Raw genomic sequence first — 14,071 nt, 5'->3', positions numbered from 1 at the left:
CTAATTCAATAACGAATGCAAAATGAGAAAGTAAAAGATAGAGATATCCAGCTGGTTATAGGAAATCTATTGCGATACGGCGTTTGGACGGCGCTTGGTGTTGCCGCTTTGGGTGGATTGATTTATCTGTTCAATCATGAGCGTGAAACAATTCACTACGGTACCTTTATAGAGAAAGACATAGATATCTTAACATTATCTAAGCAAACACTTATTGGGGTGGCACATGGAAGAGGCGATGATGTAATCCTGCTGGGAATATTACTCTTGTTTTTAACACCAATTCTGCGTATAATATTTTCGTTAGTGGCTTTCTTGTTAGAGAAAGACTATCTTTATGTAGGAATTACACTACTTGTTATCGCAATAATCTGTTTTAGTATTTTTTTTGGTTTTGCCCATTAGCATCGTTCCGATTTAGGAATACCTAATGCAAGGGAACCACCTAAAGCAGGATTAACTATTTATCGTTAGTATAATTATTATAATAAAACGATTACGTATGACCGTATTTATCGACCGCATGATCCCGCAAATCGGCCTAGATCTTTTAAATGAGGCTGGCATAACTTATGAACAACACGTTGACAGAAGAGAACTTAGCACACAAGAGCTGATTGATCGCTGCAGTAAACACAACGCGTTGCTAACTGCCGGTTGGGGGCCGCTCAATAGTGAATTTATTGCAGCATGTAAGCATTTGAAAATCATCTCACTCCATTCTGTTGGCTATGACCGCGTTGATATTAAGGCGGCCACAAAATGGGGTATTCCTGTCGGCAATACGCCGGATGTATTAAGCGAAGCCACCGCTGACACCGCTTTTCTTTTAATGCTTGCTGTATCGCGGAAAGCACTGTACCTTCATAAAAAAATTATTAAAGGAGAATGGGGGTTTAGCCAACCAATAGATGATCTTGGTTTTTCCCTTCAGGGTAAAACGTTAGGCATATTTGGCTTAGGTAATATTGGTTGCGAACTAGCAAAAAAAGCAAAGGCGGCTTTTAATATGCCTATTATTTACCACAACCGTTCGCACAATAAAGAAGCCGAAAGAAACCTGGGGGCAAAACGTGTATCCTTCGACGACTTAGTAAGTCAAAGTGACGTTTTAGTTGCTTTCTCTTCTCTAACACCGGAGACGAAAAATAAGTTTAATAGAGACGTTTTCCGTAAAATGAAGCCGTCTGCCATTTTTATAAATCCTTCGCGAGGTGGCGTACACAATGAACCCGATCTCATCGAAGCCTTGCAGCAAGGTATAATATGGGGAGCCGGACTAGATGTAACTAATCCTGAGCCGATGCAAGCAGACAACCCGCTTCTCAATATGCCTAATGTAGCTGTTTTCCCTCATATAGGATCAAATACTGTAGAAGCGCGAAATGGGATGGCCAGTATTGCGGCTAAAAACGTTATCGCCGCGTTCCAGGGACGACCTTTATTACATATAGTCAACCCGGAAGTTTACGAACAGCACTGACGATCCGAAATTGAAGGTTACGAATTATTAATAAAAGGGTAACATAATATAGAACAGCCCGTAATAACGGGCTGTTAGAATTTCTTAATACAAGCTTAAGCAGAAGTTATACACACTAGATCTTCTTCACATTTACAGCCTGCTGGCCTTTTCTTCCATCGGCTACCTCAAACTCCACTCGATCATTATCTTTGATTGCATCTATTCCGCCCTTTACGTCTTTAAAGTGAACAAAAATGTCGGTCCCGTCTTCTTGAATAATAAATCCAAATCCCTTTTGCGCGTTGAACCATTTTACTTTTCCGGTTTTCATTAATAAAAAATTTGTTGTTGTACGATTGTTGTGGCCCTATATAGAAATACTGATGTATCATAATTTAGGAAACACAGGGTTAATTCTCAGTAATTTTGCTTAAAAAAATAGTCCACATTACTACCGGCGATGGTGAGAACCCGAACAGATTTATTTAAACTATACCAAACCTACTATAAAATTTTCAATTTTTCAATGATCAAGCAAAAAAATTGAACGGTATATGATAAGTTGTTTCATTGATATCATCGTTACTCACTGATTTGTTAAAAGTTCAGCTAATAGCTCATTAAGTTATTAGCTGATTACTCTTACTTATTCGGCTGTGGAGTTGTGCGCAAATAAGGTTTGATCTCCTTATAGCCTTTCGGAAATTTTGATGGAATATCCTCTGTTTTTATAGCCGGAACTACAATAACATCCTCTCCATCCTTCCAATCAGCAGGTGTTGCAACACTATAATTCTCGGTAAGTTGTAATGAATCAATCACACGCAAAATTTCCTGGAAATTTCTGCCTGTAGACGCAGGATAGGTAATCGTAAGCCGTACTTTTTTATTTGGATCGATGATATAAACCGAGCGCACAGTCGCAGTGGCAGATGCATTGGGATGAATCATTCCATAAGCTTCTGCTATTTTCCTGTCTTTGTCCGCAATAATCGGAAAGTTTACCTCCACATGCTGGGTTTCATTAATATCTTTTACCCATCCATGGTGATCCTCGACGCTGTCCACACTAAGTGCCAAGACTTTCACGTTACGCTTGTCAAACTCATGCTTCAGGGATGCTGTTTTTCCCAATTCAGTTGTGCATACCGGTGTATAATCAGATGGGTGAGAGTAAAGTACTACCCAACTGTCTCCAACGTAATCATAAAAATTAATATTTCCTTCTGTTGTGACCGCATCAAAGTTTGGTGCAACATCTCCTAGTTGTAAACTCATTATTTTTCCTCCTTTAAAGTTAATACAAAGTATATCAAATTAATCGACTTTTTTCGACAATAACAAACGCCGCCATCACAAATTTTACTTATAGCTGATTCGATCTACACCTATTACATTGACATTACATAAATCCGGGGAAATGGTTTTCATAGTAGCTCCTACTTGCTTTTTTGACATCTGTGTTATGTTAATTACGTCGCACATAGCTATGTTTGCAGAAAATTACAGGCCATGCAGTTAGCTTATATACAACAATTAGAAGAAGCGATCGCTCAACAGAAGGAGGAGATCATTTACCACCCGCTTTATAGGAGTATTACAAGTATTGATGATCTGAAAGTTTTTATGGAACATCACATTTTTGCCGTGTGGGATTTTATGTCCTTGTTAAAAGCGTTACAAAGAAGTTTAACTTGCGTTCAAATACCTTGGTATCCTATTGGCGACGCAAACACACGTTATTTAATCAACGAAATTGTCACCGGTGAAGAATCTGATATTGACCATCTGGGAAATCGAAAGAGCCATTACGAAATGTATTTGGAAGCAATGGAGCAGTGTGGAGCTGACACGACTTCAATAACCAAATTGACGCAGGCACTTAAAGAAGGTAATTCAATGCAAATTGCTCTACGTATAGCAGATGCACCGGAGGCGGCAGTAGATTTTGTTAGCGACACTTTCGATATAATAAGCCATGCAACCCCGGCAATTCAATCAGCTGTATTTACCTTTAGTAGAGAAGACTTGATTCCTGATATGTTTATTTCCATCATAAAAGATTTGGACAGCGAATTTCCGGAAAGTATTTCCATTTTTAAATACTATTTGGAAAGACATATTGAAGTAGATGGAGATCATCATGGCAATCTTGCACTCGAGATGACGAGCACCCTGTGCGGTGACGACCCCTCTGTTTGGCAAGATGCGATACAAGCGGTAAAAAGATCCTTACAATCTCGCATTAAGCTCTGGGATTGTGCTTTAATGAAAATGAAGTGCCAAAAAGATCAATCATCCAAAGAAATTTCTAATCCATCATAAGCAAGGTGGATTCCTGGAGGCAATTCTTTGGAAACTTCCTCATGCAAGCCCAAACGATGGCTGATATGGGTCAAATAGGTGTGGTCAGCCCCTATTCTGCTCGCAAAGTTTATAGCTTCTTCTAAAGTAAAATGAGAAATATGCGCCTCTCGTTGCAACGCGTTTACTACTAAAGTTTTTGTACCTTTTATTTTGTTCACGGAACTTTCCGAAACGGATTTCACATCGGTAAGGTAAGTGAAATCACCAAAGCGATAACCTTTTATCGGTAGTTTAAAATGCATAATATCAATAGGTTGAACACCTATATTTCCCACGAAAAAGGATTGATCGGTTACATCTCTTAAATTAATCTTAGGTATACCTGGATATTTGTGCTCAGCGAAGATATAATAGAATTCCCGTTTAAGTGCTTCTTGAACCAAATAATCGCCAAAAACATCAATTGCTGTCCCCTGAAAATAGTTAAAGGCACGGATATCGTCCAAACCTGCTATATGATCTTTATGTGCATGCGTGTAAAGTACGGCTTCTAAATGATTTACTTTCGCACGGAGCATTTGAAAACGAAAATCAGGGCCGGTATCGATCACAATGTTTTTGCCTTTCTCCGTGAGCAAAATAGAAGAACGAAGACGTTTATCACGATAATCAGAAGAGGTACAGACGTTACAACTGCATGCAATTACAGGCACGCCCTGTGATGTTCCTGTACCTAAAAACTTAATCGTCAAAGTGTTAATTTAGTTTGTTTAATATTAAATAATAGTTGTTTTTGTTTATCATCCAGCTGGGATATATCGGGTTCCAGTTCACGCAAAAGCTCAATTAACGAATTTATCTTTACCTCTACATTCGAAAAGCGATTAACAACTATTATCTTACTATTCTGTAAAAGGCAGGAACCTGTCTTAAAGTTTCCTTTTTCATAGCGAACTTTATAGCCCATGCCCTTAAAAAGAGCCTCTAACTTATCCAAACTATGTTGCGTAAACGGTAACACTTTTTCTATGTATAAAAATCATTGACCCGATCGCAGAACTTATCGCAAATCTACAACCTCCATCCCCGGATAATCTGCTTTGTCAAATATAAAAGTTTTGGGGCTAACTTTAACATTGGGTATGAAATTTTGGATGGTGTAGCTATAAAGGCTTCCACTTTTATCAAAAACTGTAACATCGTAAATCTGATTTACTGATTTGTTTAACCGTAATCGCACTTTGAAATAAGACTTGCTATTGTCCGTCGGGGTCAAATCAATCACCCACAAGGCCTTGCCTGCTACTTGCTCGCTTTTTGCGGCAGGATATTTAAATCCCTGATTATAGAACGAAAAAATATTTGCCGGGGTAATTGATCCCGATTGTGTTTCTTCTACATCGTTAATCTGAACTTCCTGCTCTTCTTTCAGTACATGCCATTGCTGTTTACCATCCGAGATCATTACCTGATCGTCAAGAACGATACGGTATTTATTGGTTCGAGGTTCTACAGTTAACTCCCCTTTTTCATTTACCGTCGTCTGTTTTTGTTGGTTAAGTGCCTTTAAGCTAAATTGAATTTTAGCCGTTCTATACGATTGGTATTTTTTACTTATGTCGTTTAGCAGCTTCTTTGTTGCAGGATCATTTTGACCTAAAGCCATTAAACTGCAAGCAAGCAAAATAATCACAGAAATAAATTTCTTCATATTATAAACTTCTGTAGCCACCGTTTTCCCCAGCGATTGGTAGGGGCTCAATAGCTAGGTTATATGGGATAGACGTTTTTATCTGCAAAACGTTTAATTGCGTATTCGATTTCCATCAATCCTTTTTAGCTAAACTTTCCAAAAATTGTTCCAATGAGTATTCATCCGGGTATAGCACTTCCCTGGCCTTGCTACCTTCAAAAGGACCTACAATGCCTGCTGCTTCAAGTTGATCGATAATGCGCCCTGCACGGTTATACCCTAATTTGAGTTTTCGCTGAATCAAGGACGTAGAACCCTGCTGATGCAAAACAATTAATCGCGCAGCTTCTTCAAATAATGCATCGCGGTCGTTTACCAAATCGATATCACTTAAACCACTGCCCTCTCCATTTTCATCCACGTACTCGGGCAACAGAAAAGCTGAAGGATAGCCTCTTTGTGCCCCGATGAATTCTGAAATCTCTTCTACTTCGGGGGTGTCCACAAAAGCACATTGTATCCGGATCAAATCACTTCCTGTCGCGAGCAACATATCACCTCGTCCAATAAGTTGATCCGCACCTCCGGTATCTAAAATCGTGCGTGAGTCCACCTTAGAAAGAACTCGGAAAGCTAAACGAGCCGGAAAGTTTGCTTTAATAGTACCGGTAATAATATTAACGGAAGGGCGTTGCGTTGCAATTACTAAATGTATTCCCACGGCCCGTGCCAATTGCGCAAGTCGCGCGATAGGTGTCTCCACTTCCTTTCCGGCTGTCATCATCAGATCTGCAAATTCATCGACAATCAGAACAATGAAAGGCATAAAGCGATGTCCCTCTTCAGGATTAAGCCTTCTGTTAACAAATTTGTTGTTATATTCTCTCAGATTTCGCACTTGCGCATTCTTCAACAAATCGTAACGTTGATCCATTTCAATGCAAAGTGAATTGAGGGTATTGATAACTTTTTTCGTATCGGTTATGATGGCTTCCTCTTCTCCTGGAAGTTTAGCTAAAAAATGTCGCTCAATAGTTTTAAAAAGCGATAGTTCAACCTTCTTCGGGTCTACCATCACAAATTTCAATTCTGCCGGATGCTTTTTATATAGTAAAGAAGTAATAATGGCATTAATGCCCACTGATTTACCCTGGCCCGTTGCCCCTGCAACTAGTAAGTGTGGCATTTTGGCTAGGTCAGCTATATATACTTCATTCGAAATAGTTTTGCCTAAAGCAATCGGTAAGTCCATTTCAGTATGCTGAAACTTTTCGGTAGCGATAACTGCTTTCATAGCAACCATCTCCGGCTTTTTATTTGGAACTTCAATACCGATAGTCCCTTTACCCGGCATCGGTGCAATAATACGTATTCCAAGGGCTGCTAAACTAAGTGCGATATCATCTTCTAAATTCTTGATTTTTGAAATACGCACACCTGGCTTAGGAATAATTTCATATAAGGTAACCGTAGGACCAATAGTTGCCTTGATCTTGTCGATTTCAATATTATAATTGCTAAGTGTTTCAACAATTTTATCTTTATTTGCTTCCAGTTCTTCATTATTCACCACGATCTTTCCCGAACCATAATCTTTTAACAAGTCTAAATGAGGGTGTTGATAGCCTGATAAATCTAATTTTGGATCATATTGACCAAATTGCTCTACAAGCGTATCAGCGGTGGTCAACGGCTTTTCCTCCTTCACGCGCTCTACCAGTAAGTCAGGACTTTCTTTAACCTCGTTGAGTGGCATATTTCGCTCGGATTCCGGTTCATTTGCAATGAGCGGTTCCAATTCAAATGAAGGATTATTTGAACTTGCGTCTGAGTCCAATTCAACCTTTCTAGGTTTAACTTCTAAGTTCTGCGATAAACGAGTTTCATTTTCTTTCTCGCCACCAATATGATCGCTCCGGTCATTCTTTATTTGATTGCGCTGAAAGGCGGGTGTTGTGTATTCATCCTCCTGAACGTCATCATCCTCTTCTTCCTCCACGTTGGATATAAGATCGTTGACATCATCATTTAACACTATTTTTTTCTTTTTCTCCGGCAGTTTAAAATCGAGATTAAATGCAATAATCAAAGCGGTTAAGCCTATAAATAACAAAAAGGCTCCAACACCTGCCGTGCCAACCTGTGCTTCTAGTATCTTATTGGTCCAAAAGCCGAACTCTCCTTCTAAATAATGTGGATATTCTAAGATGAAGCTATGAAAATAAGCAATCGTTACCGATATGAACAACAAAAGAAAAAAACCGTAGCCAAAAAGCTTATCTAAAGCAATGAGTCTTACTTTAAATAGAAGCCTATACCCCATTACAAAAAAGGCTATTACAAACAAAAAGGATGCGATACCGAACCACTCGTACATAAATTGATTCGCCAATAATGCACCCAACTTGCCAAGCCAGTTTTCAACAACTACCTCTTTAAATCCCAAGGTTTCCAGCTCTTCCCTGGTCTTAAATAGTGTGTTCCACCCTCCATTAGCCGCAGATATATAACTTTGGTCATTTTGCCAAGTAAATAGATAAGAGGTAAATGCAATGAAAAAATAAAGAGACAGCACCAAAAAAAATAGGCCGGCAATTTTCACAGCTTTACTATTCTGGAAATTTATTCGCCCCGAAAATCGGGTACCAAACGTCGATTGTTCATCGCGTGATCTTTTAGGGGTACCGTTATTTCGTATCTTCCCTTCTCCCTTTACTGTATTAGACCTAAACTGATTTCCTTTTAAAGACATTAATTTCTACAATTCTTTGGTACAAACTTATGGATTTTTTTGGACGAAGGCTTCGCCCTAAATAAATTTTATAAATACTGTAGCGCTCGCACTCCCCAACCCGTTAAAGGTATCAGAAGATAAGCCATCAACAGGCTATCTACATACGTTTATTAATTCACATGAACATACATACTTTATTGTTAAATAACAAGAAGAGATTGATCTATGCGTTTCTAGGCCTTTGTTTTTTGTTGCCAATGAGCGCATGTCTTAAAGATGACGATAACGGACAAGATGGAACCATACCCGCAGCACTTGTATCGTTTATACATACATCACCGGATGCTGGTGATTTAATCGTAGGAATAAACGGGTATAGAGTTAATACACAACAATTTAAATATTTGGATAGAACGGTTTACCAATTGGTGTATCCAGGGGGTAACCAATTTCAGGTAAATACGTCAGCGGACAATAAAAAATTGGATGTAAAAAATTGGAGTTTAGAGGGTGGGGTATGCTATTCCATTTTTGCGGTAGATCGCCTTGATTCATTGGAACTGTTAGGTATGCGGGATTTTTATGCAAGCGATGTCCCTGCCAGCGGCATGGCAAGAATTCGTTTTATTAATCTTTGCCCTGACTCCGTGAAATTTGACTTGAAGACAAGTGCGGTGGATACACTTTTAGCGTCCGATAAAAAGTTTAAGCAAAATAGTGCTTTTGGTAATATTAAAGCGGACGACAACACAGCCTACACACTGGAGGTAATTAACCATGATACGCATGTATCAATCGCGAACGCTACTTTTACACCAAAACAAGGACAATATTATACTATACTGGCTACTGGCTTTATAGACACTGAAGAGGAGGCGAAAAAGCTTAAGGTCTCCATCTTCAAGCACGATTAGGTTGATTGATGTCCATCATATCCCAATCGATGGACAGCCGCCCGCTCCCCTTGGGCGGCTTTTTTTCACAACACTTCATTCACTCTTACTTCGGGTGGGAAATAGTTAAGAGGTAAATAAGATAATGATCTTTTTAAAACAAGTTAATGTTAAAACAGGTTTGAGGTTCTATATTACAATTAATGTAGTCAGTTAATAAAAAAGGTTATAAGCTTGCATATATCAATAATTAAGTCTACCTTTGCACCTTCTTTAGACAATAAAGTCTAACGTTTTTTGAATTTCATGAACCCATTTAGTCAATTGGGAATCCGTCATGATGTTGTTAATGCCATATCGGCGCTAGGTTTTGAAAAACCTACACCAATCCAGGAGCAGGCCATTCCGGCCCTTCTTACAGGCAGCAGCGATTTTGTCGGATTAGCCCAAACAGGAACCGGTAAAACCGCAGCATTTGGCCTGCCGTTATTAGAATTATTAGACTTCTCACAAAACACGCCTCAAGCATTAGTGCTTTGTCCTACGCGTGAACTGTGTTTACAGATTACTAATGATTTAAAAAATTTTTCTAAAAATCTAGACAATGTACACGTTGTAGCTGTGTATGGTGGCGCTAATATTAGCGATCAGCTGCGCCAGATTAGACGTGGTGTACAAATTGTGGTTGCGACACCTGGCCGTATGCTCGATATTATCGGCAGAAAGGCCATAGATTTTTCGGGAGTACGGTATGTAGTTTTGGATGAAGCGGATGAAATGCTCAATATGGGCTTTCAAGAGGACATTAACGATATCCTTTCAACTACTCCCGATGAAAAGAAAACGTGGTTATTTTCAGCCACTATGCCGGCAGAAGTACGTCGGATCGCAAAAAATTACATGACCGATCCGTTTGAACTTACCGTAGGAACAAAGAATACAGGTAACGCAAATATCGATCATGAATACTACATCGTGAGACCGCGCGATAAATACGCGGCTTTTAAACGCATTGTAGATTTTAATCCTGAAATTTTCGGTATTGTTTTTTGCCGCACGAAAATTGAAACGCAAGAAATTGCGGAAGCCTTGATAAAGGATGGTTATAATGCCGATTCTCTACATGGTGATCTTTCGCAACAACAACGCGACAAAGTAATGAAACGTTACCGCGAACGTAGCTTGCAACTGCTCATCGCAACTGATGTTGCTGCGCGTGGTATCGATGTTAATAATGTAACACACGTTATTAACTTCTCTTTACCTGACGAGATCGAGAATTATACGCACAGAAGTGGTCGTACTGCTCGTGCAGGTAAAACGGGAGTTTCTATTTCGTTGGTTACCTCTAAAGAACTAGGGAAAATAAGACAGATTGAACGTGTAATCGGCAAGCAATTCGTAAAAGCAGAGATTCCTAATGGTTTTGATGTATGCGAGAAACAATTGTTTGCACTTGTTCATAAAGTAAAAGCCGTTGAAGTGAATGATGACCAAATCGGTCAATACCTTCCACGTATCATGGACGAGTTTAGTGATTTTTCTAAAGAAGATGTCATTAAGCACTTTGCTAGCTTGGAGTTCAATCGCTTCTTGGATTATTACGAGAATGCACCTGATCTGAATGTATCTGCGGCAACTGACTCCCGATCAGAAAAGGGAGGAAAAGCAGATCGTTTTGGCCGTACAGGCTACAAATCTGACTTTACTCGCTTATTTATTAATCTTGGTTCGGTGGATGATTTTACCAGAGGAGATATGTTGGGATACATCTGTAACAATGCACAGATAAGCGGTAAAAGCATCGGTAAGATAGACCTAAAAGGTGTGTATACTTTCTTTGAAGTAGAAAATGATGTAGTTGACAAAATCATGAGCGGATTTCAGCGAGCGGATTTCAACGGACGTTCCGTACGTGTTGAATTAGCCGGCGACCGAGACGCAGGCCCTTCTAGAAGTGGAAGCAGTCGGAGTGGGCGCTCTTCAAGAAGTAGTGGACGTGGAGGACGCGATCGTGAAAGAGATAGTGGTAATGGCGGAGGTTTTCGTGATTTTTCGGGAAAACGTCGCGAGAGAAAAGGTGAACGAAAAAAATGGTAACCCTTAAGCCCCTATTTAGTAGGGGCTTTTTTTATACCAATTGTTTCTTATTTTTAAGTTAATATCCAACGGCCTTATCGTCTCCTCTTGAATCGGCGCCTCCCATCAATGAGCCATCCGAACCTACCAAAATTGCATCCACCCTACCAATGCTACCTCTAGGCGTAAACTTATATCCTTTCTGCTCCAAACGAGTTCGGACAGCGTCTGTTATCGCGTTCTCTTCTACAAATACCTCATCCGGCATCCATTGATGATGAAAACGGGGTGCATCAACAGCCTGCTGCATTGTTTTATCGAATTCTATGACGTTTAAGATCGTTTGAAATACCGACGTTATAATAGTTGATCCGCCAGGTGTACCAAGAACCATAAAAAGCTTGTTATCTTTGGTTAAGATTGTCGGACTCATTGCACTTAACATTCGCTTTCCCGGTTCTATTGCATTTGCCTTTCCACCAAGAAGTCCATATAAATTGGGCACACCTGGTTTAATTGAGAAATCATCCATTTCATCATTTAATAAAAACCCTCCTTTTTGCACCACCACCTGTGAGCCATAGGCATTATTCAGGGTAGTCGTTATGGATACCGCGTTCCCTTCTTTGTCAACAATTGAAAAGTGCGTCGTTTGTTCACTCTCATGATGTTGAGGGCTTCCTGCTTTGATGGCGCTGCTAGGGGTAGCCCGATTAAAATTCATGTCTCGCATTCTTCCAAGCTGATAATTGGAATCCAACAGCCCCTTAATTGGTACTGGGTAAAAATCGATGTCTCCTAAATGTTCCGCGCGGTCCGCATAAACCCTCCGCTCAGCTTCCACCATCACTTGAATTGTCGAATCTTGTTGGAAGCCCCACCTGCTCAACGGATAGGGTTCAACTGATTTGAGCAAGGACACTAAAGCAATACCGCCACTAGATGAAGGCGGCATCGACACAACTTGGTAACCTTTATAATTTCCTATAATCGGTTCGCGCCATTTAGCTTGATAGCGTTTTAAATCCTCATAACTAATAATTCCGTTACCGCGCTTCATTTCCTCCAAAATCAAAAAAGCCGTCCGACCCTCGTAAAAACCGGCACGACCTTTCTCCTTAATTGCGGTAAGTGTCCGGGCTAAATCCTTTTGCACTAAAAGATCGCCTCCTTTCCATTCGCTTTTTTTATTAATAAGCGCCGTTCCCATTGGATTGAACCGCTGAAAAGCTTCCTTTCTTGCATTCAGCTCCTCCGCTTGCATAGCTGTAAGGGGGAAACCTTTTCTCGCTAAATCTATTGCTGGCTGAAGCAAATCCTTCCAAGCCAATTTAGCATATTTTTCGTGGGCTTTAACCATTCCATCCACGGTTCCCGGAACCCCTACTGATAACTGTCCATCTAAACTTAAACGCTCGATTGGATTGCCTTCGGGGTCTAAATACATATCTCGTGTCGCTTTGCCGGGAGCTGTTTCCCTAAAATCCAAAGCGGCAAATTCGTTTTTGGCAGAACGATACACCATAAACCCGCCTCCACCGATATTCCCGGCATTGGGGTAAACGACGGCTAGGGCAAATTGTACTGCAATGGCAGCATCAACCGCGTTTCCACCTTTCTTCAGTATATTCAAACCAACTTCTGAAGCTATCGGGTGAGCAGAAACTACCATACCATTCCTATATCCTGAAACTGCATCCTGTGCAACGACAATATGATGGGTTGGAAGTAAAAAGCACAGCAACAAACAACTGAATCTGCCGATTGATCGTAAATAGGTGTTCATAATAAGTCTTATATGATTGGTTAATAATTAGGTTAATTGTTCAGATAAAAGTCTCATTTCGATATGAGGTGAATGTTTTTCGTACAAAATGGCATATACGGCTCTACAAATGGGCATATCTACCTGATATGTTTTATTAATTTGGTGAATACATTTTGATGCATAATATCCTTCCGCCACCATGTTCATCTCCAGTTGAGCAGATCTAACAGTATAGCCCTTTCCAATCATATTCCCAAAAGTTCTGTTTCGGCTGAATTGTGAGTATGCCGTTACAAGCAGGTCACCCAAATAAGCGGATTCATTGATATCTCGGTTAATCGGATGTACTTTTGCCAAAAAGCGAGCCATCTCACGAATAGCGTTGGAAATAAGAACCGCTTGGAAATTATCACCGTACCCCACGCCATGACATATGCCACTGGCAACGGCATAAATATTTTTCAAAACAGCTCCATACTCGGTTCCATATATATCATCGGATTGAATCGTCTTAATATAACGCGTATTGAGCATAGACGAAAAAACAGAAGCCGTATGTGGAGACGCAGAGGCAATAGTTAGATAAGAAAGCTTTTCCAAGGAGACTTCCTCCGCATGACAGGGTCCGCTAATGACAGCAATGCGATCCAAGGGAACGTCGAATCGACTCTGTAAATAGTCGCCAATTATCTGATTTTCTTCCGGAACAATGCCTTTGATAGCGCTTATAATATATTTACCTTGCAATAGCTCTGCTGAAACTGTCGAAAGTGCATCCTTCAGGAACGCCGCAGGTATACTTAAGATCAAGAGATCGCAAGATTTGATAACAGCAGACAATTTGGTTGTTATCTGGTCCGAAGGGATTTTAATTTCTACAGCACTAAGGTAATTTGGATTATGATGGTATTCTCTAATGTAGGATGCAGCTTCCTTGTTTCGCATCCACCAGAAAATGTCTTTTTCCACTTCGTTATCGCTTAACATCTTAATGATGGCTGTCGCCCAGCTACCCCCTCCTATTACGGCTACTTTCTTTTTTCTTTCCATGCGTGTACCAACTCTGCTAAAGTAGGCCAAATTAAGGATTTTTTTACATTACTACTACATGGATTCTTTTTTAGAACTATTA

At 40.0% G+C, this 14,071-nt stretch carries 13 protein-coding genes; 5 read left to right on the top strand and 8 right to left on the bottom strand.

The genetic code is table 11. The features are described 5' to 3' along the window. Nucleotides 1–15: 15 nt before the first annotated feature. Together E0E36_RS10230 and E0E36_RS10225 are read left to right on the top strand one after the other, a co-directional pair. On the top strand, nt 16–405 hold the full coding sequence (locus E0E36_RS10230) for a DUF1634 domain-containing protein (RefSeq protein ID WP_013667119.1): 390 nt from the start codon (nt 16–18) through the stop codon (nt 403–405). A gap of 97 nt (nt 406–502) precedes the next feature. Beyond that, a complete protein-coding gene (locus tag E0E36_RS10225) occupies nt 503–1,483 on the top strand; it encodes a 2-hydroxyacid dehydrogenase (RefSeq protein WP_013667120.1) in 981 nt (326 codons plus the stop codon). Nucleotides 1,484–1,598: 115 nt separating this feature from the next. On the opposite strand, the gene E0E36_RS10220 is transcribed toward E0E36_RS10225, so the two are convergent. Continuing rightward, complete coding sequence (locus E0E36_RS10220) at nt 1,599–1,796, bottom strand: cold-shock protein (RefSeq protein WP_013667121.1); 198 nt, start codon at nt 1,794–1,796, stop codon at nt 1,599–1,601. A 311-nt stretch (nt 1,797–2,107) separates the two neighbouring features. Then, nucleotides 2,108–2,743 carry a peroxiredoxin gene (locus tag E0E36_RS10215; RefSeq protein ID WP_013667122.1) on the bottom strand — a complete coding sequence of 212 codons (636 nt, stop codon included), beginning with the start codon at nt 2,741–2,743 and terminating at the stop codon, nt 2,108–2,110. A gap of 234 nt (nt 2,744–2,977) precedes the next feature. Here E0E36_RS10215 and E0E36_RS10210 point away from each other — a divergent pair, with 234 nt between their 5' ends. Next, the gene (locus E0E36_RS10210) at nt 2,978–3,790 is read left to right on the top strand and encodes a DUF3050 domain-containing protein (RefSeq protein WP_130855854.1); all 813 of its coding nucleotides are present in this window, start codon (nt 2,978–2,980) and stop codon (nt 3,788–3,790) included. On the opposite strand, the gene E0E36_RS10205 is transcribed toward E0E36_RS10210, so the two are convergent. From E0E36_RS10205 to E0E36_RS10190, 4 genes are all read right to left on the bottom strand, one after another. After that, entirely contained in the window at nt 3,757–4,524 is a 768-nt protein-coding gene (locus E0E36_RS10205) for an MBL fold metallo-hydrolase (protein WP_130855853.1), read from the bottom strand. The genes E0E36_RS10210 and E0E36_RS10205 overlap by 34 nt on opposite strands. Further along, complete coding sequence (locus E0E36_RS10200; protein WP_013667125.1) at nt 4,521–4,793, bottom strand: hypothetical protein; 273 nt, start codon at nt 4,791–4,793, stop codon at nt 4,521–4,523. The genes E0E36_RS10205 and E0E36_RS10200 overlap by 4 nt, the downstream gene beginning before the upstream one ends. A 39-nt stretch (nt 4,794–4,832) precedes the next feature. Beyond that, complete coding sequence (lolA1, locus tag E0E36_RS10195) at nt 4,833–5,483, bottom strand: outer membrane lipoprotein periplasmic chaperone LolA1 (RefSeq protein ID WP_130855852.1); 651 nt, start codon at nt 5,481–5,483, stop codon at nt 4,833–4,835. A 115-nt stretch (nt 5,484–5,598) separates the two neighbouring features. Continuing rightward, entirely contained in the window at nt 5,599–8,217 is a 2,619-nt protein-coding gene (locus E0E36_RS10190; RefSeq protein ID WP_130855851.1) for an FtsK/SpoIIIE family DNA translocase, read from the bottom strand. A gap of 161 nt (nt 8,218–8,378) precedes the next feature. On the opposite strand from E0E36_RS10190, the gene E0E36_RS10185 reads away from it, so the two are divergent. Beyond that, the gene (locus E0E36_RS10185) at nt 8,379–9,113 is read left to right on the top strand and encodes a DUF4397 domain-containing protein (RefSeq protein WP_130855850.1); all 735 of its coding nucleotides are present in this window, start codon (nt 8,379–8,381) and stop codon (nt 9,111–9,113) included. 285 nt (nt 9,114–9,398) lie between these two features. After that, on the top strand, nt 9,399–11,192 hold the full coding sequence (locus tag E0E36_RS10180; RefSeq protein WP_130855849.1) for a DEAD/DEAH box helicase: 1,794 nt from the start codon (nt 9,399–9,401) through the stop codon (nt 11,190–11,192). A gap of 58 nt (nt 11,193–11,250) precedes the next feature. Here the strand turns inward: E0E36_RS10180 and ggt are convergent, their stop codons facing one another. Together ggt and E0E36_RS10170 are read right to left on the bottom strand one after the other, a co-directional pair. Continuing rightward, complete coding sequence (gene ggt / locus E0E36_RS10175) at nt 11,251–12,957, bottom strand: gamma-glutamyltransferase (RefSeq protein ID WP_130855848.1); 1,707 nt, start codon at nt 12,955–12,957, stop codon at nt 11,251–11,253. Between the two features lie 27 nt (nt 12,958–12,984). Next, a complete protein-coding gene (locus tag E0E36_RS10170; protein WP_041387583.1) occupies nt 12,985–13,989 on the bottom strand; it encodes an NAD(P)H-dependent glycerol-3-phosphate dehydrogenase in 1,005 nt (334 codons plus the stop codon). Nucleotides 13,990–14,071 lie beyond the last annotated feature (82 nt).

The organism is Olivibacter jilunii (assembly GCF_900607235.1).
In the GTDB taxonomy this organism is placed as follows: Bacteria; Bacteroidota; Bacteroidia; order Sphingobacteriales; family Sphingobacteriaceae; genus Olivibacter; species Olivibacter oleidegradans.
This window is presented reverse-complemented; position numbering and strand designations above follow the sequence as displayed.

Excerpts from the sequence above, each read along its gene's own strand:
- E0E36_RS10170 (WP_041387583.1), bottom strand. The coding sequence starts at position 13,989 with ATGGAAAGAAAAAAGAAAGTAGCCGTAATAGGAGGGGGTAGCTGGGCG.
- E0E36_RS10180 (WP_130855849.1), top strand. The coding sequence starts at position 9,399 with ATGAACCCATTTAGTCAATTGGGAATCCGTCATGATGTTGTTAATGCC.
- E0E36_RS10210 (WP_130855854.1), top strand. The coding sequence starts at position 2,978 with ATGCAGTTAGCTTATATACAACAATTAGAAGAAGCGATCGCTCAACAG.
- E0E36_RS10225 (WP_013667120.1), top strand. The coding sequence starts at position 503 with ATGACCGTATTTATCGACCGCATGATCCCGCAAATCGGCCTAGATCTT.
- ggt (WP_130855848.1), bottom strand. The coding sequence starts at position 12,957 with ATGAACACCTATTTACGATCAATCGGCAGATTCAGTTGTTTGTTGCTG.
- E0E36_RS10215 (WP_013667122.1), bottom strand. The coding sequence starts at position 2,743 with ATGAGTTTACAACTAGGAGATGTTGCACCAAACTTTGATGCGGTCACA.
- E0E36_RS10220 (WP_013667121.1), bottom strand. The coding sequence starts at position 1,796 with ATGAAAACCGGAAAAGTAAAATGGTTCAACGCGCAAAAGGGATTTGGA.
- E0E36_RS10230 (WP_013667119.1), top strand. The coding sequence starts at position 16 with ATGCAAAATGAGAAAGTAAAAGATAGAGATATCCAGCTGGTTATAGGA.
- E0E36_RS10185 (WP_130855850.1), top strand. The coding sequence starts at position 8,379 with ATGAACATACATACTTTATTGTTAAATAACAAGAAGAGATTGATCTAT.
- lolA1 (WP_130855852.1), bottom strand. The coding sequence starts at position 5,483 with ATGAAGAAATTTATTTCTGTGATTATTTTGCTTGCTTGCAGTTTAATG.
- E0E36_RS10190 (WP_130855851.1), bottom strand. The coding sequence starts at position 8,217 with ATGTCTTTAAAAGGAAATCAGTTTAGGTCTAATACAGTAAAGGGAGAA.